Origin of the sequence: Stenotrophomonas indicatrix (assembly GCF_002750975.1) — a bacterium.
GTDB classification, from domain to species: Bacteria; Pseudomonadota; Gammaproteobacteria; order Xanthomonadales; family Xanthomonadaceae; genus Stenotrophomonas; species Stenotrophomonas indicatrix.
Genome location: NZ_PEJS01000001.1, coordinates 3,951,578 through 3,974,194, shown reverse-complemented (window position 1 = coordinate 3,974,194; position 22,617 = coordinate 3,951,578). Strand labels below are relative to the sequence as shown.

General features: G+C 68.6%; 20 protein-coding genes. 6 read left to right on the top strand and 14 right to left on the bottom strand.

Annotated features, from left to right (window positions below; all coding sequences use genetic code 11):
- The first annotated feature begins 94 nt into the window (after positions 1–94).
- Positions 95–2,197 carry an ATP-dependent DNA helicase DinG gene (gene dinG, locus CR918_RS18335; RefSeq protein WP_025877533.1) on the top strand — a complete coding sequence of 701 codons (2,103 nt, stop codon included), beginning with the start codon at positions 95–97 and terminating at the stop codon, positions 2,195–2,197.
- A gap of 40 nt (positions 2,198–2,237) precedes the next feature.
- Here the strand turns inward: dinG and CR918_RS18330 are convergent, their stop codons facing one another.
- Positions 2,238–2,849 carry a hypothetical protein gene (locus CR918_RS18330; RefSeq protein ID WP_099844085.1) on the bottom strand — a complete coding sequence of 204 codons (612 nt, stop codon included), beginning with the start codon at positions 2,847–2,849 and terminating at the stop codon, positions 2,238–2,240.
- 82 nt (positions 2,850–2,931) lie between these two features.
- Complete coding sequence (gene ilvD, locus CR918_RS18325) at positions 2,932–4,770, bottom strand: dihydroxy-acid dehydratase (RefSeq protein ID WP_025877530.1); 1,839 nt, start codon at positions 4,768–4,770, stop codon at positions 2,932–2,934.
- 424 nt (positions 4,771–5,194) lie between these two features.
- On the opposite strand from ilvD, the gene CR918_RS18315 reads away from it, so the two are divergent.
- From CR918_RS18315 to CR918_RS18305, 3 genes are read left to right on the top strand one after another with little or no spacing between them, the layout of a single operon-like run.
- On the top strand, positions 5,195–5,764 hold the full coding sequence (locus CR918_RS18315) for a DUF1190 domain-containing protein (RefSeq protein WP_099844083.1): 570 nt from the start codon (positions 5,195–5,197) through the stop codon (positions 5,762–5,764).
- A 7-nt stretch (positions 5,765–5,771) separates the two neighbouring features.
- Positions 5,772–6,950 (top strand): glutathionylspermidine synthase family protein, encoded by a 1,179-nt coding sequence (locus tag CR918_RS18310; RefSeq protein ID WP_025877526.1) that lies wholly within the window; start codon positions 5,772–5,774, stop codon positions 6,948–6,950.
- The gene (locus tag CR918_RS18305) at positions 6,950–7,597 is read left to right on the top strand and encodes a hypothetical protein (RefSeq protein ID WP_025877524.1); all 648 of its coding nucleotides are present in this window, start codon (positions 6,950–6,952) and stop codon (positions 7,595–7,597) included. Before CR918_RS18310 ends, CR918_RS18305 begins: the two co-directional genes overlap by 1 nt.
- Positions 7,598–7,726: 129 nt before the next feature.
- Here the strand turns inward: CR918_RS18305 and CR918_RS18300 are convergent, their stop codons facing one another.
- The 9 genes from CR918_RS18300 to CR918_RS18255 form a co-directional block, all read right to left on the bottom strand.
- Positions 7,727–9,025, bottom strand: coding sequence for a DUF58 domain-containing protein (locus CR918_RS18300; protein ID WP_025877522.1), 1,299 nt, complete (start codon positions 9,023–9,025; stop codon positions 7,727–7,729).
- Entirely contained in the window at positions 9,022–10,008 is a 987-nt protein-coding gene (locus CR918_RS18295; protein WP_025877520.1) for an AAA family ATPase, read from the bottom strand. Before CR918_RS18295 ends, CR918_RS18300 begins: the two co-directional genes overlap by 4 nt.
- Entirely contained in the window at positions 10,005–11,195 is a 1,191-nt protein-coding gene (locus CR918_RS18290) for a DUF4350 domain-containing protein (protein ID WP_099844081.1), read from the bottom strand. The genes CR918_RS18295 and CR918_RS18290 overlap by 4 nt, the downstream gene beginning before the upstream one ends.
- Positions 11,192–12,826 carry a DUF4129 domain-containing protein gene (locus tag CR918_RS18285; protein WP_099844432.1) on the bottom strand — a complete coding sequence of 545 codons (1,635 nt, stop codon included), beginning with the start codon at positions 12,824–12,826 and terminating at the stop codon, positions 11,192–11,194. The genes CR918_RS18290 and CR918_RS18285 overlap by 4 nt, the downstream gene beginning before the upstream one ends.
- On the bottom strand, positions 12,816–13,808 hold the full coding sequence (locus CR918_RS18280; RefSeq protein WP_099844079.1) for a stage II sporulation protein M: 993 nt from the start codon (positions 13,806–13,808) through the stop codon (positions 12,816–12,818). The genes CR918_RS18285 and CR918_RS18280 overlap by 11 nt, the downstream gene beginning before the upstream one ends.
- A complete protein-coding gene (locus tag CR918_RS18275; protein ID WP_032976856.1) occupies positions 13,805–14,494 on the bottom strand; it encodes an RDD family protein in 690 nt (229 codons plus the stop codon). Before CR918_RS18275 ends, CR918_RS18280 begins: the two co-directional genes overlap by 4 nt.
- 124 nt (positions 14,495–14,618) lie before the next feature.
- Positions 14,619–15,149 carry a gamma carbonic anhydrase family protein gene (locus CR918_RS18270; protein ID WP_059065523.1) on the bottom strand — a complete coding sequence of 177 codons (531 nt, stop codon included), beginning with the start codon at positions 15,147–15,149 and terminating at the stop codon, positions 14,619–14,621.
- A 149-nt stretch (positions 15,150–15,298) separates the two neighbouring features.
- Positions 15,299–17,188, bottom strand: a complete 1,890-nt coding sequence (gene mnmG / locus CR918_RS18265; protein ID WP_099844077.1) for a tRNA uridine-5-carboxymethylaminomethyl(34) synthesis enzyme MnmG — start codon at positions 17,186–17,188, stop codon at positions 15,299–15,301.
- Between the two features lie 558 nt (positions 17,189–17,746).
- Complete coding sequence (locus CR918_RS18255) at positions 17,747–18,214, bottom strand: hypothetical protein (protein WP_099844075.1); 468 nt, start codon at positions 18,212–18,214, stop codon at positions 17,747–17,749.
- A gap of 159 nt (positions 18,215–18,373) precedes the next feature.
- On the opposite strand from CR918_RS18255, the gene CR918_RS18250 reads away from it, so the two are divergent.
- Entirely contained in the window at positions 18,374–19,336 is a 963-nt protein-coding gene (locus CR918_RS18250; protein WP_025877505.1) for a pyridoxal-phosphate dependent enzyme, read from the top strand.
- Positions 19,333–19,965, top strand: a complete 633-nt coding sequence (locus tag CR918_RS18245) for a YdcF family protein (RefSeq protein WP_025877503.1) — start codon at positions 19,333–19,335, stop codon at positions 19,963–19,965. The genes CR918_RS18250 and CR918_RS18245 overlap by 4 nt, the downstream gene beginning before the upstream one ends.
- A 161-nt stretch (positions 19,966–20,126) precedes the next feature.
- Here the strand turns inward: CR918_RS18245 and bioC are convergent, their stop codons facing one another.
- Genes bioC through bioH form a run of 3 tightly spaced genes read right to left on the bottom strand, consistent with a single transcriptional unit; the run spans position 20,127 to position 22,612 of the window.
- Positions 20,127–21,011 carry a malonyl-ACP O-methyltransferase BioC gene (bioC, locus tag CR918_RS18240; RefSeq protein WP_099844073.1) on the bottom strand — a complete coding sequence of 295 codons (885 nt, stop codon included), beginning with the start codon at positions 21,009–21,011 and terminating at the stop codon, positions 20,127–20,129.
- Between the two features lie 12 nt (positions 21,012–21,023).
- Complete coding sequence (locus tag CR918_RS18235) at positions 21,024–21,803, bottom strand: SDR family oxidoreductase (protein ID WP_099844071.1); 780 nt, start codon at positions 21,801–21,803, stop codon at positions 21,024–21,026.
- A 29-nt stretch (positions 21,804–21,832) separates the two neighbouring features.
- Positions 21,833–22,612: a pimeloyl-ACP methyl ester esterase BioH gene (gene bioH, locus CR918_RS18230; protein WP_059065511.1), complete on the bottom strand. Its 780-nt coding sequence runs from the start codon at positions 22,610–22,612 to the stop codon at positions 21,833–21,835.
- Positions 22,613–22,617: the final 5 nt, after the last annotated feature.

Here is a 22,617-nt window from a genome sequence, read left to right as displayed (position 1 = left end):
GCGACGCGGCTGACCCTGTTCAGCGCCCGCGCCTCGGAGCCCGTGGCCGGCCATGCGACAATGGCCGGCCTGACCCCGCTACGGTAGTTCTGGCGTGACCGAAACCGTCGCCGCTCCACGCAAGCTCGATGACACCTTGAAGGACGCGATCCGCAAGGCGTACACGACGCTGCAGGCCAATACCCCCGGCTTCTCCACCCGCCGCTCGCAGAGCCAGATGATCGGCGTGGTGTCGCGTGCGCTGTCCACCAGCGGTGGCGTGGGCGTGGTCGAGGCGCCGACCGGCGTTGGCAAGAGCCTGGGCTACCTGACCGCCGGGGTGCCGATTGCCCTGGCCAGCAAGAAGAAGCTGGTGATCAGCACCGGTACCGTGGCGCTGCAGTCGCAGCTGGTCGAGCGCGATATTCCGAACTTCCTCAAGGCCACCGGCCTGGAGGCGACCGTTGCCCTGGCCAAGGGCCGCACCCGCTACCTGTGCACGCGCAACGCCGCCGAGGCGCACGGCGAGGGCGCGCAGAACGGCATGTTCGAGGACGAGCAGCCGCTGTTCGACCGCCCGCTGGCGCCGATCGAGATGGACATCGCCAAGCGCCTCACCGTGGCCTTCACCAGCGGCAGCTGGGACGGCGACATCGACAACGCACCGGAAACCATCAGTCCTGGCCTGCGCAGCCGCATCACCACCCCGGCCTCAGGCTGCGCGGGGCGACGCTGCGCGTACTCGGCGCAGTGCGCGGTGCTGCGCTCGCGCAACACCGTGCGCGATGCGCAGATCGTGGTCACCAACCACGCGTTGCTGCTGTCGGCGCTGTCCATTGGTGACAGCGACAACGGCCAGCCGATGATCGCCGCGCCGTCGGACATGCTGCTGGTGCTCGACGAAGGCCACCATGTTGGCAATGTGGCCATTGATCAGGGCGCGGCCAGCCTGGCATTGGATGAAATGGCCAAGCGCACCGGCCGCCTGCAGATCCTGATCGCCGGTGCCTACCGCGCGGTCGACAAGGATCGCCTCGGCAACCTGCTGCCGAACGAAGCCATCGACGCGGCCAGCAACGTGGCCAAGGGCCTGCGTGCGTTCCGCGACCACGTCGAGGCGGTATGGATGCCGGCGCCGGCCGACGAGGAGCCGATGTGGCGCGCGGCCAACGGACGCCTGCCCGAGGCCTGGCGCGAGCCGATCGAGGCGCTGGCCGACGATACCCGCAGCCTCTACAACTGGGCGCACGCGGCCACCGCGCAGGTCGCCAAGGGCAAGCCGGACGATCCGGCGCGCGAGCGCCTGCAGCGCAACCTCGGCATGGCCCTGGAGATGATCGAGCAGCAGTACAACCTGTGGCAGGTCTGGCGCCGCGAAGACAAGGAAGGCGCGCCCCCGATGGCGCGCTGGGTGACCGCCACCCGCGATGGCGACCTGGTGCTGCATGGCTCGCCGGTGTCGGCCGCGCACGTGCTGCGCAAGCTGTTGTGGGATGAAGTGGATTCGGTGGTGATGACCTCGGCGACGCTGACCGGTGGCGGCGACTTCCAGGCGCTGGCGATCGACAACGGCATCCCCGAAACCGCCGAGATGGTCTCGCTGTCCTCGCCGTTCGACCTGCCCAACCAGGCCGAGCTGATCGTGCCGCCGTTTCCGGTCACGCCCGATGACCGCGAAGGCCATCCGCGCGAAGTGGCACGGTACATCGGCAAGGAACTGGACTGGACGAAGGGCTCGATGGTGCTGTTCACCTCGCGCTGGAAGATGGAGAAGGTGGCGGGCCTGATGCCGGCCGCCAAGCGCAAGCAGGTGCTGGTGCAGGGCGAGATGTCGAAGACGCGCATGATCGACGAACACCTGCGCCGTGTCGCCGCCGGCGAGGGTTCGGTGCTGTTCGGGCTGAACTCGTTCGGCGAAGGCCTGGATCTTCCCGGTGAGGCCTGCACCACGGTGGTGATCACCCAGGTGCCGTTCGCGGTGCCGACCGATCCGCAGACCGCCACCCTGAGCGAATGGGTGGAAGCGCGTGGGCTCAATGCGTTCAACCTGATCGCGATCCCGCATGCGCTGCGCACGCTGACCCAGTTCGCCGGCCGCCTGATCCGCACCTCCACCGACACCGGGCGGGTGATCATCCTCGACTCGCGCCTGCTGACCCGCCGTTACGGCAAGCGCATCATCGACGCGCTGCCGCCGTTCAAGCGCACCATCGGCTGAGCCCGCACTGGTAGCGTCGGGCCATGCCCGGCGGAGAGCCTCAACCGCTTTCCGGCTTCCGGCAGGCCGGGTTGCCCATCGCATTGTGGTAATCGCGGTCGAAGCAGCGCAGGAAGGCATCGAGCACATCGAGATTCGGCGGCCAAGGGGCATCCACCTGCTGCCCGCCTTTGGTAGTGAAGTGGAAACGACCGTTCTTGATGTTCTCCGCCATCGTGGGTGGCGTCGGTATCGCGACCAGCGCGGCACGTGCCTTTTCCAGTCCGCTGCGATCACGCCGCAGGAACGCGATCGTGCCGTCCACGTAGGCGTTCCAGTAGCCGGGGTCGGTGTCCTTCGGCTTGTAGGTGCGCTGCATCAGCGCAATCGCCTGCGCGGTTTGCCCAAGCTCCGCGCGCAGCTGCCCTTCGTGCCAGACGAGGGTGGTGTTGCCCGTCGCCTTGGGCAATGCCGCATACGCGGCCAGCAGGTCCGCGGCTTCCTGGGTGCAGCCGCGATCGGCCAGCGGGCGCCAGCCCCCGTCCATGTCCTGGTCGAACATGCCCGGTTCCATCGCCAGCATCGCCGCGCGGTCGTAGCTGCAGTCAGGGGCCTGCGGCGGTTCGGCGCTCGCGCCCATGGCCACGGCCAGTGCGAGGAAAAGTGACGTCATCACAACCTCCGTGTCGGTGATGTTGGGATACCTTAGCGGACTACGAGGGAGGCTGCCGGCCAGCGGCCGGCACTACCGGTCTTCAGTCGCCCAGCAGGGCGGTGTTGCGCACGGCGCCCTTGTCGGCGCTGGTGGCCAGCAGGGCATAGGCCTTCAGCGCGCTGGTGACCTTGCGTGGGCGCGGTGCGCGCGGCTTCCAGCCCCGTGCATCGGCGTCGGCGCGGCGCTGGACCAGCGTCGCCTCCTCCACCAGCAGGTCGATGCGCCGCGCCGGGATGTCGATGCGGATGCGGTCACCATCCTCCACCAGTCCGATCACACCGCCGCTGGCCGCTTCCGGCGAAACGTGGCCGATCGACAGGCCCGAGGTGCCACCGGAGAATCGGCCGTCGGTCAGTAGTGCGCACTGCTTGCCCAGGCCTTTCGACTTCAGGTAGCTGGTCGGGTACAGCATCTCCTGCATGCCCGGGCCGCCCTTCGGGCCTTCGTAGCGGATCACCACCACGTCGCCGGGCTTCACTTCATCGGCAAGAATGCCGGCCACGGCGGCGTCCTGGCTTTCGAACACGCGCGCATTGCCTTCGAACACGTGGATCGATTCGTCCACGCCTGCCGTCTTCACCACGCAACCGTCGACGGCGAGGTTGCCGCGCAGCACGGCCAGCCCGCCTTCCTGCGAATAGGCATGTTCGAGTGCACGGATGCAGCCTTCGGCGCGATCCTGGTCCAGCGACGGCCAGCGCGTGGCCTGGCTGAAGGCCTCCTGGGTGGGAATGCCGGCGGGACCCGCCTTGAAGAAGGTGTGCAGGGTGTCGTTGTCGCTGCGCATCACGTCCCAGCGATCCAGTGCTTCACCGAGCGTGGCGCTGTGCACGGTCGGCACCGAGGTATCCAGCAGGCCGGCGCGATCCAGTTCACCGAGGATGCCGAACACACCACCGGCGCGGTGCACGTCCTCGATGTGGTACTTCGGCGTGTTCGGTGCCACCTTGCACAGCTGCGGCACGCGCCGCGACAGTGCATCGATGTGGGTCAGGTCGAAGTCGACCTCGCCTTCCTGCGCGGCGGCCAGCAGGTGCAGGATGGTATTGGTCGAGCCGCCCATGGCGATGTCCAGGGTCATGGCGTTGGCGAACGCGGCCTGGGTGGCGATGCCGCGCGGCAGCGCACGCGGGTCTTCGCCGCCATACCAGCGGTGGCAGAGTTCGACGATCAGGCGGCCGGCGCGACGGAACAACGCTTCGCGGTCGGCATGCGTGGCCAGGGTGGTGCCGTTGCCCGGCAGCGACAGGCCCAGTGCTTCGGTCAGGCAGTTCATCGAGTTGGCGGTGAACATGCCCGAGCACGAGCCACAGGTGGGGCAGGCGCTGCGCTCGTAGTCGGCGACCTTCTCGTCCGAAGCGCTGTCATCGGCAGCGACGACCATCGCGTCGACCAGGTCCAGCTTGTGCTCGGACAGCTTGGTCTTGCCGGCTTCCATCGGTCCGCCGGAGACGAACACCACCGGGATGTCCAGGCGCAGCGCCGCCATCAGCATGCCGGGGGTGATCTTGTCGCAGTTGCTGATGCACACCAGCGCATCGGCGCAGTGGGCGTTGACCATGTATTCGACGGCGTCGGCGATGATCTCGCGGCTGGGCAGCGAGTACAGCATGCCGTCGTGGCCCATGGCGATGCCGTCGTCCACGGCGATGGTGTTGAATTCCTTGGCGACGCCGCCGACCTGTTCGATCTCGCGCGCGACCAGCTGGCCAAGGTCCTTCAGGTGCACGTGGCCGGGCACGAACTGGGTGAAGGAGTTGGCGATGGCGATGATCGGCTTGTGGAAGTCGCCATCCTTCATGCCGGTGGCACGCCACAGGGCGCGGGCACCGGCCATGTTGCGGCCGGCGGTGGAGGTGCGGGAGCGGTATTCGGGCATGGCTGGCGGAACGGGCGGGCCGTACGACGTGGGGGTCGGTTGATCATGGCCAATTTTTTCGGTTGCTGCTGCAACCACCGGAGGCGGTCCGGCAGGGCTGCGCCCTGCACCTGCCGAATCAACGTCAACGTCAAAATCAAAAGCGGGCTATCCGCGGGATGGCGGGCTGGGTCCGGTGGCGGGGGACGCCGTAAATACGTCCATGTAGGCTCGGTCGCGCCATCCATGGCGCTCACGCCCCCGCCACCGGACCCACCCCGCCTCCGACAGGTGGCCGTGGGCCAGTAGATCCATGCCATGCGTGGATCAAGCTCGGGATGACAACGAAAATGAAATTCCGTTCATCTTTCCTACTTTGCCGATTCCGGTTGTTGGCCCGGATTTGGCATGATGGGGCATTGTTCCGACTTGAAGGCATGAGGCCATGAAACGTTCCCGCACCACCGCGCTGCTGCTGATGAGCGCTGCGCCGCTGCTGTTCACTGCCTGCCAGAAGGAAGAGCAGGTGCAGGTGCAGGAAGGCCTGTATACCTCGGTGGAGGCCTGCACCGCGGCTACCGCTGATCCTTCGGCGTGCCGCAATGCGTTTGCCGAGGCGCAGAAGAAGTCTGCCGACGCAGCGCCGAAGTACGCGACCAAGGAAGCCTGCGAACAGGATTACAAGCCTGAGCAGTGCGTGCAGCAGCACACCTCGGCCGGCACCTCGTTCATCGGTCCGATGATGATGGGCTTCTTCATGTCGCAGATGCTGAGCAACCGCGGTGGCCTGGCCCCGCAGGCGCCGGCTTCGGCGCCGGCCTACCAGGACAAGAGCGCCGGTTGGGCGCGTCCTGCCCCGGGTGGCAGCGGCGGCCTGAACACCGCCAGCGGCATCGGCGCGGGCAAGGCCGGGCTGGCCCCGGTCAGCAGCGAACCGAACCGTGCGGTGACCGCCAGCCGCAGCGGCTTTGGCAGCACCAGTGCGCGCCGCAGCGGCAGCAGCGTCGGCGGCTGATCGACCCATGCAACGTATCCGTATTGCCGAGCGCGCCCAGTGGCGGGCGCGCGCGGAGGAAGCCGGTTTCCGCTTCCACACCATCGACGGCCAGCCGTACTGGGATGAAAGCGCGTATTACGCGTTCACCCTGCGCCAGATCGAGCAGGACATCGAAGACCCCAGCGCCGAACTGCACCAGATGGCGATGGACCTGGTCGGCGATGTCATCGCCAGCGAGCGCCTGATGGACCAGCTGGCGATCCCCGCGCATTACCGCGACTGGATCGCCGACAGCTGGCGCCAGCGCCAGCCGCACCTGTACGGGCGCCTGGACTTGGCCTACGACGGCACCGGCCCGGCCAAGCTGTACGAACTGAACTACGACACGCCGACCTCGCTGTTTGAAGCCAGCTTCTTCCAGTGGCAGTGGCTGGAGGACCAGCGCAACGCCGGCCGCCTGCCGCAGCACGCCGACCAGTTCAACGCGATCCATGAAGCCCTGGTCGAACGCTTCGGCGAACTGGCCACGCAGCTGCCGCCGCCGCTGTATTTCAGTGCGGTGGGCAGCTCGGACGAAGACCGCGGTACGGTCGAGTATCTGCGCGACTGCGCTTCGCAGACGGGCCTGCACGGGCAGGCGATCGCCATCGAGGACATCGGCCTGTCCGAAGACGGGCGCTTCACCGCGCTGGACGATACGGTCATCGGCACGCTGTTCAAGCTGTACCCGCTGGAAGACCTGATGGCCGAGGAATTCGGTCGCGCGCTGCCGGGCTCGGGCGTGCAGCTGCTGGAACCGGCATGGAAGGCGGTGCTGAGCAACAAGGGCATCCTGCCGCTGCTGTGGCAGCGCAATGTCGGCCATCCGAACCTGCTGGAAGCACACTTCGATGACGGCAGCGCGCTGGCCTCGGGCTGGGTGCGCAAGCCGCTGTTCTCGCGCGAAGGTGCCAACATCGAGATGCACCTGGCCGACGGCAGCACGCAGCGCAGCGACGGTCCGTACGACGGTCCGGCGATCCTCCAGCGTGCGCATCCGCTCACCCGCTTCGAAGGCGGTTACCCGCTGATCGGCAGCTGGGTGATCGGCGACCACGCCTGCGGCATCGGCATCCGCGAGGACGACAGCGCGATCACCCGCGACAGTGCGCGCTTCGTGCCGCACGCGATCATCGACGAAGCGCCGACGCGGATCTACGTCTGATGGCGGTGCAACGCCCGCCCGGTCGGCGCGGGCGTCCTGCTCCCGTGCCGGGCCGTCATTTCGACGATGGTCGCGGCCTGAATGCGTTCGCCGACCGCATCGCGGTGCGCTGCCACCGCTGCGATACGCCGGGCTGGGTGCTGGCGAGCTGGCAGCCCTACCGTTGGACGGTGCGTTTCCGCTGCACCGGCTGCAGCGTTGCGCTGGACAGTGGCGACTGGGTGGGCGCGGTGTGCATGCAGGGGCGTCGGCCGTGCGGGTACTGCGGGCACCAATGGCTGTACGTGCATCGCCGGATAGCGTCGGGCGTTCGTTCGCCGGCCACCTTTCCCGCGCGATGTGGGCAATGTGGGCGCAGCAGCGATGTCGACGTGTCGGCCACCCCGCTGCGCGATGCCGAGCCGGCCGATCCACATTTCGGCCTTCCGCTGCATCTGGTGGAGCCGACCCGCGCAGGTCTGCTTTGGGCCTACAACGCCGAGCATCTGCAGGCGCTTCATGAGTACGCTGTCGCGACACTGCGTGAAACCAAAGGGCATCATCGCTCGATGTTCTCGCGGCTGCCGCAGTGGATGAAATTGGCACGGCATCGCGTGCTGCTGCAGCGCGCGGTGGAGCGGTTGCAGAAGCGCTTGCTGCAGGGGTAGTGCCGACCTTGGTCGGCGCCGTTGATGGTGTGCCAACCAAGGTTGGCATCTACCAAGGCGGAGCGTCGGTAGCGCCGGGCCATGCCCGGCGGTTGTGGTGATCCGCCGGCCAGCGGCCGGCATTACCGGTTACAGCAGCCCTTCGCGCTTCACCGCCAGATAGCGCTCCACCAGCGCGGCGGGCAGGGCATCGGCCGTGACGTCCAGCACCATCACCCGTTCGGCACGCAGCGCGTCATGCGCCTGCGCACGCTGTTGCAGGTACAGCGCGGCGGCACCGGCCTGCGCGGCATCTTCCACCGTGTGCACCTCGCCTTCCAGCGCAGCATCCAGCTCGCGCTCGCGCAGGCTGGCTACGCACACCAGATGACGGCGCTGCAGCAGGCGCACCGCCGCAAGCAGGTCTTCGATGTCCTCGTCGCGCACGTTGCTGACCAGCATCACCAGCGCGCGCCGGGGCTGGCGCAGTGAGACTTCGGTGGCGGCAGCCAGGTAATCGGTGGCCACGGCCTGCGGCTGCAGGTCATAGCTGGCGCGCAACAGATGCTGCACCGTGTCCATGCCGCGCTGCGGCGCCACCCAGCGACGCTCGCCGCCTACCGCGAACAGGCCGGCAGCATCGCCCTGGCGCAATGCCAGGTAGGCCACCACCAGCGAGGCGTTCAAGGCATGGTCGAAATGCGAGAGTCCGCCTTCACTGGCCAGCATGCGCCGGCCGCTGTCGAGCATCAGCAGCAGCTGCTGGTTCTTCTCGTCCTGGTACTCGCGCGAGATCAGCTTGCGGGCGCGGGCGGTGGCCTTCCAGTCGAGCTGGCGCAGGCTGTCGCCGATGCGGTACTCGCGCATCTGGTGGAAGTCGGTGCCTTCGCCACGGCGGCGCTTCACATGTGCACCGACCAGTCGCGAGGCCTGGTCGGCACTGAACAGCGCAAATCGGGTGAGTGGCACGAAGTTGGGATAGACCCGCACCTCCAGCGCCGGTGGCAGCGTGCGCTGCTGCCACCACAACCGCCATGGCGAGCGGATGCGCAGCTGCACGCCTTCGAAGGCAAAGCGGCCGCGCTGCTGCGGCTGCACGTGGTAATGCAGCGAACTGGCATGGCCCGCCCGCAACTGCACGCGTTGCGGCAGTGATTCCAGTGGCCAACCGCCTGGCACCAGATCGAATACCTGTACCTGCATGGCCTGCCCGGACTGCAGGCGCAGGCCGATCTCGCGGCGCACGCCCAGTGCCAGGGCTTCGGGCACGTCGCGCTCGACGCTGGGCGATGGTCGTCGCCGCTGCCGCCACAGATCAACCAGTGCCACCACCGCAACCAGTGCGCCGGCCAGCGCCCAGCTCCAGCGTGGCAGCAGCCCGGCCAGCACCACGCCGCCCAGCGCAGCCCAGGCCAACAGCAACGCCAGCAGCAGCGGCGCAGGCCTCATCGGCGCGGCGCTTCCACCTTGGCCAGCAGCGCACCCAGCACGTCGTCGGCACCCTGGCCTTCGATCTGCAGCTCCGGTGCCAATGCAATGCGGTGGCGCAGGGCGGGTCGGGCGATGTCGCGCACATCGTCGGGGGTGACGAAGTCACGACCGGCCAGCACCGCCTGCGCGCGCGAGGCACGCACCAGGGCGATGCTGCCGCGCGGGCCGGCGCCGACGGCGATGCCCGGCCACTGCCGGGTGGCGGCGACGATGCGCACCGCGTAGTCGATCACTTCGTCATCCACGGTGATTGCCGCGGTGGCCTGCTGCAACGCCAGCAGTTCGCCGGCACCGAGCACGCGCGGCACCTGGCTCAGGTCGAAATCACTGGCGGCACGGCCGCTGGTGATCGCCGCGACCATGCGCTTCTCGTCCTCCAGCTGCGGATAGTCGATCAGCACCTTCAGCAGGAAACGGTCCAGCTGCGCTTCCGGCAGCGGATAGGTGCCTTCCTGTTCCAGCGGGTTCTGCGTGGCCAGCGCCATGAACGGCGGTGCCAGGGTGAAGGCCTTGCCTTCGATGGTGACCTGGCCTTCCTGCATCACTTCAAGCAGCGCGGACTGGGTCTTGGCCGGGGCCCGGTTGATCTCGTCGGCCAGCAGCAGGTTGGTGAACACCGGGCCGCGACGGATCTTGAAGCTCTCGCTCTTCGGGTCGTACACCGCATGGCCGCTGACGTCGCTGGGCATCAGGTCGGGGGTGAACTGCACGCGGCCATAGTCCAGTTCCAGTGCCTGCGCCAGCGCGCGCACCAGCAGGGTCTTGCCGAGGCCGGGCACGCCTTCGATCAGCACGTGGCCACCGGCCAGCAGGGCGACCAGGATCTGGTCGAGCACATCGGCCTGGCCGATGAAGGCATGGCCGACGGCCTGGCGGATGGCGTCGACGCGTTCGATCAGGCGGGCGGTGGCGGCCGCCGGAAGTTCAGGGGCATCGGTCATAGCAGGGATCTCATCTGGAGCAGCAAGCGGATGCGCTCGCGCAGGGCGGAGGAATCATGCGGCGAAGGCGGAGTGAGTGCACTGGCGACTCGACTGACGGGCCATTGCAGCACTGCGGCGATGGCCTGGTCACGCGCAGCACCGTCGAGTGCCGCAGCGACGGGCGCGCGCAGGCGCAGGCGGTGCAGGAACAGCGCCTGCACGGCCAGGTACAGGCGCGTGCCATGGCCGAAGCGCAGCAGCAGTTCGCCACTGGCGCGGACGTGCTCCAGCAACGAACGGCGTTCGACCACCGGCGCGGGCAGGGCACTGCCGAAGCGTTGCGCGCGTGACCACAGCCAGCCGAGGATCGCCAGCAGCAGCGGCACCCACAGCGGCCAGCCCTGGTAGAAGATGCGCGCGCCCAGCGAGGGCGGGCGGCTGCCGTACACCAGCCACATCGTGCCGCGCCCATAGTTGGGATCGAGCAGGTAGCGTGTCAGGTCGCGGTGGGAGAGGTCATGCAGGCCATCGCGGGCAACGGCATCGGCGTCGACCGCGCGGCGGCGTGTTGATGCGGACGGGCCTTCACCGCGCATGACGTCCATGTCCGCCAGCACGTCGATGCGGCCCTTGCCGTGCGGCAGGCGCGCGAACACCAGTCCTTCCTGGCCACCCCAGCGGCGCTCGGCCGTGGCGTTGGCCTGGAAGCCCAGGCTGAAGCGTCGGCCGCCGCAGAACTCGACATGGCTCGGATCATCGACCACGTGGAAGGGCTGGCAGTCGCTTTCATGGAACAGGCTGTCCACGCCGATCCTGTCCAGCAGGGGGCCCTGCGTGCTGCTGGCATCGTCCTCGGCCGGTGGCTGCGTGCGCAGCAGCAGATGGCCACCCGTGCCGACCCAGTCCAGCAGGGCCTGTGCGGTGCGCGGCGGCATGTCGGCGGTGTCCTGCAGCAATACCACCGTATCGGTGGCCGCCAGTGGCATCTGTGCCAGGTCCAGCCGCTGCCGGGACTGCACCTCGATGCCGTCGGCGCGCAGCGCCTGGCCCAGCACATACAGCGGGTTGTAGCTGGCTTCGCCCTGCGGCGGCAGCACGATGGTCTCGGTCACCTTTTCGTGCGTGCGCAGGAACAGGATGGTCAGCGGCACCCCGAGCAGGACCAGCGCGCCGAGCAGCAACGACCAGAACAGGCGCGGGCTCATGCCTGCCACCCGTACTGCTGGCGCAGCGTGCTGGCCAACGCGTCGAAATCGCTGCGGCTAGGCAGGCGCCCGCCGTAGGCGGCGTACTGCCACATGCGCACGATGCGCGCGAACAGTTCACGGTCGGTGCTGTCGGACATGCGCCGCGAGGCACGCAGGCACTGTGCTTCGGTGGCACCGGGCGGCAACGCGATGCCGGTGCGCTCCACCAGCGTGCGCACGCTGGCGCGATACAGCAGCGCCAGTGCCTGCCGCGGCCGTCCCTGGTCCCACAGCAGCCCAGCCTGGGTCGCCACATCCGGCGGCAGCACCACCGGCATTTCCACCTGCTCTTCGGTGATCTGCGGTGCCTGCTTTTCCTTGCGGCGGCCGGAACCGCGCAACCACGGCAGCCACAGCCGCGCGGTCAACAGCAGCACCAGCAGCAGGACCCCCAGAAGCCCCCACAGGCCCCATTCGGCGAGCCGGGCCAGCCACAACTGGCCGCTCTTGCGCGACGTGCGGTCCGCGTTGCTGCTGCTGTCCTTCTGCAGCTCTTTCTTGTCTTTCTGCTTCTCGGCGGCGTCTTCGATCGGCTTCCATCGGCTGACCTGCCGCGTCGGCCGCTGCAGCGGATCTTCGTAGGCGCGGTTCACGGCCTGGCGGAAGCCAGCGGTATCCACCGGCGTGTCGCCGAAGATCAGCGCCGGTGTATTGGCCGGATCGTTTTCCGCAGTGGCCGCTTCTTCGGCTTCTTCAGCGTCTTCCGCTTCTGCGTCTTCATCGGCGCTGGCCGTGGTGGTCTGCGCGGCGTCCGGCGTGTCGGCGTCCTGTGCGTGCACGGGCGCCAACGGCAGCGCCAGGCACAACAGCAGCACCAACGAAGAGGCGACCGGCAGCAGGCGTTCGCGCAGGCGGCGCAGGGCGATTTCCACGTCCCAGGCTTCCATCTGCGTGCGTCGGTTCAAGTACAGGCCGAAGCCGGCGCCCACGTAGAACGGCCCGATCAGCGCCGCTGCCAGCCAGAACAGCAGGTTGAGGCCAAGCTTGGCCCACGCAGGCGCTTCCACGCTGACCATCGCCCACGCCGCGCGCCAGGATTCGGGCAGCAGTTCCAGGGGAATGAAGATGAAGATGGTTGCGATCGCGCCCACCACCAGCACCAGCTCGAATGCCAGGCAGATCACCGCCAGCACCAGCGCAGGGCCCGCAGCGCCGGCGGCCACTGCACGCCGGCGTGGGCCACGCTGGGCGGGCGCATTGCCCTCCAGCAGATTGACCGGCAGGCACAGGCTGCGCAGGCCGCTGAAACGGCGCCAGCCCAGATAGCCCCAGAAGCCGCTGCCGCCCCACTGCCGCTGTGCGCGCAGCGCATCGCGCGGGCCGACCCGTTCGCCGAAGATGCCGCGCGAGAGCACGTACAGCGGTGCGCGTTCGAACAACGGTTTGCACCACCACATCGCCAGCCACGCCCAGCCGAAGGCATCCAGCCACCAGGCCAGTGCATTGAACAGCACGAACAACGGCGCACTGGCCAGCAGCCAGCTGCCCCACACACCGCGGGCGTGGCGGCGGGCCAGCGCGCTACCCAGCTCCATCGCTTCCCAGCTGCTGCGCGCGCGCAGCACCACGTCCAGGTGGTCAATCCGCATGGCCACCTCCGCGTCCACCGCGCCACAGCCACAGCAGCACGCCGGCCCACAGCACCCCGGCCACGCTGAACTTCACTGCAGCCGGAATGTCGGCGATGGAGGACCAGAACGCTTCCACGAACGCGGCCAGCAGCAGCATGAAGGCCACGCCCAGGCACAGCCGCGCGCCGATGCGCCCGCCTTCGACCAACGCATTCACTCGGCGCCGCCGCCCGGGAGCCAGCAGTTTCATGCCCAGCTGCAGGCCGGCGCCGCCGGCAATCACGATCGCGGTCAGTTCGAACGCACCGTGGCCGGCCACAAAGCGCCAGAACGGGCCTCCATGGCCGATGTGCTGCAGGTGGCCGGCGACCGCGCCGATGGTGATGCCGTTGAACAGCAGCACCAGCAGCGTGCCCAACCCCGCCAGCAGGCCGCTGGCGAAGGTGCGCAGGGCGATGCTGATGTTGTTCATGATGTAGTAGCCGAACATCATCCAGTCGGTGCCGCTGTCGCGGCCCAGGCGCTCGGCCGATGGATCGTACATGCGCTCCATCTCGGCGATCTGGCCGTTGTCCATCAGCAGGTGGATGCTGTCCGGGTACACCTGCACCAGCACGAAGCAGGCCAGCGCGGGCACGGCGAACATCGCCAGCGCCGCCCACATGCTGCGCGCCTGGCTGCGTACCAGCAGCGGGAAATCAGCAACCAGGAATTCCAGCGCGCGCCGCCAGCGGGTCGGCGGCGTGCGGTACAGCACGCCATGGCCGTGCTGCATCAACTGCTGCAGGCGTTGCACCAGCTGCGGGCTGTAGCCGCGTTCGCGGGCCAGCGCCAGCTGCTGGCACAGCCGTCGGTAACGCTGCGGGAAGCTGACATCGCCGGCTTCTTCCGCGCCCGGCCTGCGCCGACGCCGACGCGAGGCACCGGCGCGATGCTGCAGCCACTGCTCCAGGTCATGCCATTCCTGTTGATGGCGGGCGACGAACTGCTCCTGCTTCATCGTCGTCCCAGCAACCAGTTGGCCATTGCATACAGGCGCAGCACGCCGACCTGGCCGGACGCGCTGGTCAACGGCTCGGCGATGCCGGCCAGTTCCTGCTGGCGTGCGGGTGACAGGCGTGGCGCGCGCTCGGCGAAGGCCATCACCGCCGCCTGTTCCTCCGGCCGCAGCGGTTGCGGCGGCGCCAGCGCGCTGTCGATGGTGGCCGGCGGCGGCAGGTAATGCGGCGGTGCATGTACCACCATCGTGCCGGCAACCAGATCGCCCAGGCGGCGGCCATGCGGATCGAACAGGCTGCTGATCAGGCCCAGTGCGTAGCCGAAAGGCAGCATGTCCACGGTGCGCAGCAGGTTGCGGGTGATCGAGGCCATCCAGCCCACCGGTGCGCCATCCTGCGCGAGCACCCGCAAGCCCAGCACGCGCTTGCCGAGGGTACGGCCCCACAGCGCTTCGCAGACGATGGGGTAGGCCCACATCAGCAGGAACATCAGCGCCATGTACAGGCCGCGGCCGAACTCATCGAGCAGGGCCAGCGGAATGGACAGCGCGGTGAGCGCGCCGAAGCGGACGGCCAGGTCGATCAGCCAGGCCAGCGCACGCGGCATCGGGCCGGCCGCAGGCAACTGCAGCGGCACGCCTTCCGGCGTTACCACCTCGCGGTAGGTATCGAGCATCGGCGCGGCCATCAGCGCGATGGCCGCCGAAGTGGGCGCTGGAGTCCTCTCCGGCGTGCAGCCACGGGCATGGGGGTCTCGACGGTTCCTGGTCGGGCCCAGACTTTAGCAGAGCCCGGCCATCGGCGAGGCGGCCTCAGCCCAGGTATTCGTCCTTCAGCCGCACGTAGTGGTCGGCCGAATAGTGCAGCGACTCGATCTCCTTGTCGCTGAGCGTGCGCGCCGGACGGGCAGGGTTGCCCACCCACAGCTCGCCCTCGCCCACCACCTTGCCGGGGCCGACCACCGCACCGGCACCGACGAAGCCATGGCGCTCGACCCGGGCACCGTCGAGGATGCACGCGCCCATGCCGATCAGGCTGTAATCGCCGATGCTGCAGGCGTGGATGATGCAGCCATGGCCGACGGTGACGCCTTCGCCGATCAGGGTCGGGTAGCCGGCCTTGTTGTACGGGCTGTGGTGGCTGACGTGGATGATCGTGCCGTCCTGCACGTTGGTGCGTGCACCGATGCGCACGAAATTGACGTCGCCACGGATGACCGTGCCCGGCCAGATCGATACGTCGTCGGCCAGTTCGACATCACCGATGATCGTGCAGGCCGGATCGACATACACGCGCTGGCCGAGCACCGGCATCTTGTCGCGGAAGGGGCGCAGCGGGGTCATCGGCATCTCCGGAAGAGCAGGGCAATCGCGATGATGATACCGCGTGCAGCACGCAGCCCTGCCGGTAGTGCCGGCCGCTGGCCGGCACCCGCAGAGGTTCTGTCGAAGGTGTATCGGGCTGCCGGCCAGCGGCCGGCACTACCGTTTTTTCATGCCACGCGTCCGCGCCGTGCGCGCTCCAGGTGCACCAGCAGCAGCGAGATCGCCGCCGGGGTCATGCCCGGAATGCGCTGGGCCTGGCCGATGGTCTGCGGACGCACACGCTCGAGCTTCTGCAGCGCTTCGGCCGACAGCCCGCGCACGATGGCGTAGTCGAAATCGCCGGCAATCGGCGTTGCTTCATGGCGCTGCTGGCGCTCGATCTCCTCGCGCTGGCGATCCAGGTAACCGGCGTACTTCACCCCGATCTCCACCTGTTCGGCCACCTTGCCATCGGCCACGGCCGGGCCGAGCGAGGGCACCCGCATCAGCTGCGCGTAATCCAGTTCCGGGCGCTTGATCAGGTCCAGCACGTTGGTTTCGCGGCTGACCGCCACGCCCAGCGTTTCCTGCACTTCGCGGCCCAGCGCATTGGCCGGCGTGGCCCACAGCGCACCCAGGCGCGTGCGCTCCGCGGCCACGGCAGCCTGCTTGGTTTCGAAGGCACGCCAGCGACGATCATCGACCAGGCCCATGTCGCGGCCGGCCGGGGTCAGGCGCTGGTCGGCGTTGTCTTCGCGCAGCTGCAGGCGGTACTCGGCGCGGCTGGTGAACATGCGGTACGGCTCGTTGGTGCCGTGGGTGATCAGGTCATCCACCAGCACGCCGAGGTAGGCTTCGTCGCGACGCGGGCACCAGCCCTCGAGGCCACGCACCTGGCGAGCGGCGTTGAGGCCGGCCAGCAGGCCCTGTGCGGCAGCCTCCTCATAACCGGTGGTGCCGTTGATCTGGCCGGCGAAGAACAGGCCGTTGACCAGCTTGGTTTCCAGCGAGGCCTTCAGCCCGCGTGGATCGAAGAAGTCGTACTCGATGGCATAGCCGGGGCGGGTGATGTGCGCGTTCTGGAAACCACGGATGCTGCGCACCATCTCCAGCTGCACGTCGAACGGCAGCGAGGTGGAAATGCCGTTGGGATAGATCTCGACGATGCCCAGGCCTTCGGGCTCGACGAAGATCTGGTGGCTGGCCTTCTCGGCGAAGCGCACCACCTTGTCCTCGATGGAGGGGCAGTAGCGCGGGCCGATGCCTTCGATCTGGCCGCTGTACAGCGGCGAACGGTGCAGGGCGTCGCGGATGATCTGGTGGGTCTGCTCGCTGGTGTGGGTGATCCAGCAGCTGACCTGCTGCGGATGCTCATCCACCGAGCCGAGGAAGGACATCACCGGGCGCGGCGTGTCGCCGGGCTGCTCGTCCATCACGCTGTAGTCCAGCGAACGGCCGTCGATGCGCGGTGGCGTGCCGGTCTTCAGGCGGTCCACCTGGAACGGCCGCTCGCGCAGGCGTGCAGCCAGCGTGGTGGCGGGCGGATCGCCCATGCGGCCGGCTGCGTACTGGGTCGGGCCGACGTGGATCTTGCCGGCCAGGAAGGTGCCGGCGGTCAGCACCACGGCCTCGGCATCGAAACGCAGGCCGGTCTGGGTGATGACCCCGCGCACGTGGTCGCCCTCGATGACCAGGTCATCCACCGCCGCCTGGAACACGGTCAGGTTGGCCTGGCCCTCGACGATGGCGCGGATCGCCATGCGGTACAGGTTGCGGTCGGCCTGGCAGCGGGTGGCGCGCACGGCCGGGCCCTTGGAGGCGTTGAGGGTGCGCCACTGGATGCCGGCGCGGTCGGCGGCATGCGCCATCGCACCGCCGAGGGCGTCGATTTCCTTGACCAGATGGCCCTTGCCGATGCCACCGATGGCCGGGTTGCAGCTCATCGCTCCCACCGTTTCGATGTTGTGGGTCAGCAACAGGGTGCGCACGCCGATACGGGCCGCAGCCAGCGCGGCCTCGGTGCCGGCGTGGCCACCGCCGATGACGATGACGTCGTAACGATGGAAGGAATCGATCATGGGGGCTGTTCAGCAAGGGGCAGGCGCAGCCGGAGACGGCGCCGGGGGTGGCGATTTTAGCGCCAATCGGGGCAGGGACGTTGGCGCCGGCCGGCCGGCATCGAAATCAACCCTAAAGTTGGCAGGATTTTTGCAGATAACCCAATAGCACCCACCGTGGCTGGCGCCGCAGGCGCTGGTGACCGGAATTGGAACAGGGGCCGGTACAGGCGCACGGTGGGGAAGCAGAGGGGCCGGCAGTCGGGGGACTGTCCGGCCCTGTTTTTTGGGGCGGCTGGGAACGCGGCATCCACGCATGGCGTGGATCTACTGCCCGCGCGCCCTGGTGTCCCAAACAACAAACGGCCCCGCAGTGCGGGGCCGTTCGTCTTTAAAGGTGCCGACATCCGACAGGGCCGGAACAGGGGGGATCCAGATGTTCCTGTCGGATATCGACGTAGAGCTGTTTGGGACGGGCCCTTAACGCTTTTGTCACTTTGTGACGCTGGCCGTCACCACCCGCGTAGATTGAGGCTTGGACCGTGTGAAATGCAAGATGGAACAAGCGTCAACTGTGCGCTATCTCTCACGATCCATGGCACGCCAGGGGGAACTGTTCATCCTCGGCGCACGCGGAGCCGGGGCCGGACGCGCCTGCGGCGGCGGCGAGGGGCGCTCGACCCGCTGTACAGGCTGCGGCGGTCGACGCATCGAATCCATGTTGCGCCAGGGCGAGCCGCCATTGTTCTGGCGCGGCGGCGGTGGCGGGCGGTTTTCGCCGCCGTTGCCGGGACGCGGTGGCGGGCGGTGGTTGTGGTGCGGCGGGCGGTAGATCGGCCGCTGGTAGTACGGGCCGCCATAGCCGTAATAGCCACCGCCGCCGTAATACGGATAGCCGTAGTCGGCCGGGTAGCCATAGGGGTAGCGGTACTCCACCGACGGCGCACCGTGGTAGTAGCCACCGCCGCGGCCACCGACATAGTCATAGGTGGTGCAACCGGTCAGGGCCAGCAGCAGGCCACCGGCAAGCATCAGGCGCGTTTTCATGATGGGTCCCCCCAGAGGACGGGTATGCAGGCAGCTTCAGCCGCCGGCGTTGAATCAGCCCTTAATTCCGCCGGCCAGGATGAATGGCGGTGTAGGCATGCATGCTGGCATGACCGATGGCGCCCTCGCCAGCGCGGGGCCATACGTTAATCTTGCGTCATGAGCGATTCACTGTTGCCCCGCGCTGATGACGTCCTCGCCGCCGCCGCGCGGATCGCGCCCCATGCCAGCGTGACCCCGGTGCTGCGCTCGCGCACGCTGGATGCGTTGGCCGGTGCGCAACTGGCGTTCAAGGCCGAGCACCTGCAGCGCGGCGGCGCGTTCAAGTTCCGCGGCGCGTGCAATGCGGTGTGGTCGCTGGATGCCGATCACGCCGGTGCCGGTGTGGTGACGCATTCCTCCGGCAATCACGGTGCCGCCTTGGCGCTGGCTGCCCGCACACGGGGCATTCCCTGCCATGTGGTGGTGCCCGAAGGGGCCGTGGCCGCCAAGCTGGCCAATATCGCCCGGCATGGCGCCACCCTCTGGCGCTGCCCGGCCACCATTGCCGACCGCGAGGCCACCTGCGCCAAGGTGCAGGCCGATACCGGCGCCACTCTGGTCCATCCGTACACCAACCCCGCGGTGATCGCCGGGCAGGGCACGGCCGCGCTGGAGCTGCTGCACAGCGAGGGGCCGTTCGACGTGCTGGTGGTGCCGGTGGGCGGTGGTGGCCTGGCCAGTGGCACCGCGTTGGCCCTGCAGCACGCCAGCCCGGGCACGCGGCTGGTGCTGGCCGAGCCGGCCGGTGCCGATGACACCGCCCGTTCGCTGGCGACCGGCAAGCGCCAGGAGGCATTTACCCCGGACACGATCTGCGATGGACTGCGCACGCTGATCGGCGCACCCAACTTCGCGCTGCTGCAGGCCGCGGGCGCCGAGGTCATCGTGGTTGACGATGCCGCCACCGTGGCGGCGATGCGCCTGCTGTGGGACGTGCTCAAGCAGGTGGTCGAGCCGTCCTCGGCGATCGTGCTGGCGGCGGTGCTTGCGCAGCCTGCGCGCTTCGCCGGCCTGCGCGTTGGACTGGTGCTGTCCGGCGGCAATGTCGATCTGCCTGCCCTGCGTTGGGGAGCGCCATGAGCCGCGGCCGCCATCGCGAACGTACCGGCCTGCTCGGTTGGGTGTGGCGGTTGTTCGTACTGCTGGTGATCTGGCTGCTGGGCGTGACCGCCTGGATCGTCTGGGTCGGCGAGCGCGACCAGGCGGCCAAGGCGGACGCGATCATCGTGCTGGGTGCGGCGGCCTACGATGCCAAGCCCTCGCCGGTGTTTGAAGAGCGCATCCGCCACGGCCTGGATCTGTACGATGCCGGCTACGCGCCACTGCTGATCTTTACCGGAGGCTACGGCGGCACCGGTGCGCGCTTCTCGGAATCGCAGGTGGCCCGGCGCTATGCGCTCAAGCACGGCATTCCCGATGAGGCGATCCTCATCGAGACCGCCTCGCGCAATACCGTGCAGAACCTGGTCGAGGCCAAGCGGCTGATGGACCAGCGCAAGCTGCATTCGGTGATCATCGTCAGCGACCCGCTGCACATGGCGCGCGCGCTGCGCCTGAGCAAGGCGCTGGGCATCCAGGCGTTGGCCTCGTCCACGCCGAGCACGCGCTTCCGCAGCTTCCATACCAGCTGGCGCTTCCTGGTGCAGGAGATCTACTTCTTCCACCGCGACCTGGTACGGCCGCCGTTGAGTTCACCGGCCAATACCTGAGCGGCTGCCGCTGCGCTCGCCGGGCATGGCCCGGCGCTACCCATAACGCGCGCTTGGCCGGGACCTGCTTTTGGTAGTTGCCGACCTTGGTCGGCACGGGAAGCACAGCGCCGACCAAGGTCGGCTGGTAGCGCCGGGCCATGCCCGGCGGCGCCTTCGAATCAGGTCTGCTTGCGCCGGATCGGGATCGCCGACACCGGCACGGAAGCAATGTCATGCCCACCTTCGCGGATCGGCGCGCCCGGATCCGGCGCCCAGGCATGGGCGTAGATCACTTCCCAGCTGCTGGGCAGCTTGCCATCGGCACGGCGCATCGGTTCGTACGCCGCCGCTGCCGCCGCGAACCGCCCCCGGCCGGTCAACGTATGGCGGCGATCGACCCGTGCGTTGGTCGCGCCCATCGCGCGCAGCTCGCGCATCAACGAGGGCAGGTCGTCGTAGGTCAGGGTGAACAGGTCGCGATCCAGAACCGGATCACGGAAGCCGGCCATCATCAGCGCATCGCCGAACTGGGCGATCTGCGCGAAGCGGCTCACGTGCGGGCGGTCGTCGGCGGCGGCGAAGGCCTCGTTGAGCTCGACCAGCGTTTCCGGCCCGAACGTCGAACACACCAGCAACCCACCGGGCTTGAGCACGCGGCGGAAACCGGCGAACACCGCCGGCAGGTCGTCCACCCACTGCAGGCACAGGTTGCTGAAGATCACATCGACGCTGTTGTCGGCCAACGGCAGCGCCGTGGCATCGGCGGCCAGGCGCTGGAACGGCTTCCACCAGCCGGCCTGGCGCTTGGCTTGGTCGAGCATCGGCAGTGCCACGTCCAGCGCGATCACCTGCGCCTTCGGCCAGCGCTTCTTCATCAGCGCACTGGCATGGCCGGTGCCGGCACCGATATCCAGCACCACCTCCGGCTTGCGTGCCTCCAGGTAGTCCAGCGATTCCAGCAGCCGCGACTGCACCTCGCGCTGCAGGGCGGCGGCAGCGTCGTAGCTGGTGGCGGCGCGGGCGAAGGCGCGGCGGACATGGCGGGTATCGAAGTGGGACGGCATTGCAGAAGTCTCTTAGAACGTACCGGGGTAGGCGCCGCCGTCGATCAGCAGGTTCTGCCCGGTGAGGTAACCGGCCTGTGCACTGCACAGGAAGGCGCAGGCGGCGCCGAATTCGTCCGGCGTGCCGAAGCGGCCGGCGGGAATCTGCTGGCGGCGGCGTTCGGCCACTGCCTGCACGTCCCCGCCCTGGCCGGCGGCGTGGGCGAAGTTGGCGCGCAGGCGGTCGGTATCGAACTGGCCGGGCAGCAGATTGTTGATCGTGACGTTGTGGACGACGGTGCGCCGCGCCAGCCCGGCGACGAAGCCGGTCAGCCCGCTGCGCGCGCCGTTGGACAGCGCCAGCGCGTCGATGGGTGCCTTCACCGATGACGAGGTGATGTTGACGATGCGGCCGAAGCCGCGCTCGATCATCGCGTCCACGGTGGCGCGGATCAGCGCGATCGGCGCCAGCATGTTGGCGTCCAGCGCGGCGATCCAGTCGTCGCGCTCGAACGTGCGGAAGTCGCCCGGCGGCGGGCCGCCGGCGTTGGTCACCAGGATGTCGACCTGCGGGCAGGCGGCCAGCGCCTGGGCGCGGCCCGCCTCGGTGGTGACGTCGGCGGCGATCGCACGCACTTCAGCGGCACCGGGCAGCGTACGCAGTTCTTCAGCCGCGGCCTGCAGTGCAGCGTCACCGCGGGCGACGATGACCACGTTCACGCCTTCGCGCACCAATGCGCGCGCGCAGCCCAGGCCAAGCCCCTTGCTGGCGCCGCAGACCAGTGCCCAGCGGCCGGAAATGCCCAGATCCATGCGTCAGTCCTGCACAAGCTTAGGGAGGCTCATTGTCCGCCATCGGCCGGTGACAGGCCGGCAACGAAGTGTTGCAGGGCGGCTGCAACGTCATCGGCATGGCCGAGGAAGGGCGCGTGGCCGCCATGGCCGACGGTCAGCGACTGCCCGCCGGGCGCCAGCGCGGCAGCGGCCTGCATCGCCGCCGGCGAGACCAGACGGTCACGCTGGCCGGCAATCCACAGGCTGGGCTTGCCCAGTGCGGGCAGGGCACCGCGCAGGTCGGTGTTCTCCAGCAGCTGCAGGCCCTCGTGCAGTGCGCGTTCGGTGGGCGCTCCGCGTTCGACCAGGCGCTGCCGCAGGGTGCGCAGTTCCTCGCGGGCATGCGCCGAACCCATCACGTCCAGTGCCAGGAAACGTTCCAGGGTGCCACTGAAGTCCTGCGCGAGGTCACGACCGAACTGCTCGAATACCGATGGCTCCACCGCATGCGGCCAGTCATCACCGCGCACGAAGCGCGGCGTGGCGGCGATCATCGCCAGACCGCGCACCTTCGGCAGCGTGGCCGCCGCGTGCAGCGCGAACAGGCCACCCAGTGACCAACCGCACCACACCGCTGGCGGCGTGGCTGCGGCAATGGCATTGACCACGAACGGCAGGCGCAGCGGGGTGCTGTCGTCGCGGCTGTGGCCATGGCCGGGCAGGTCGACCAGATGCAGCGTGAATCGATCGGCCAGGCGCTGCACCAGCGGCGCAAACACGCCGCCCTGCAGGGCCCAGCCGTGGATCAGTACCAGGTCCGGCCCATGGCCGGTCACTTCAATATGCATGGGGA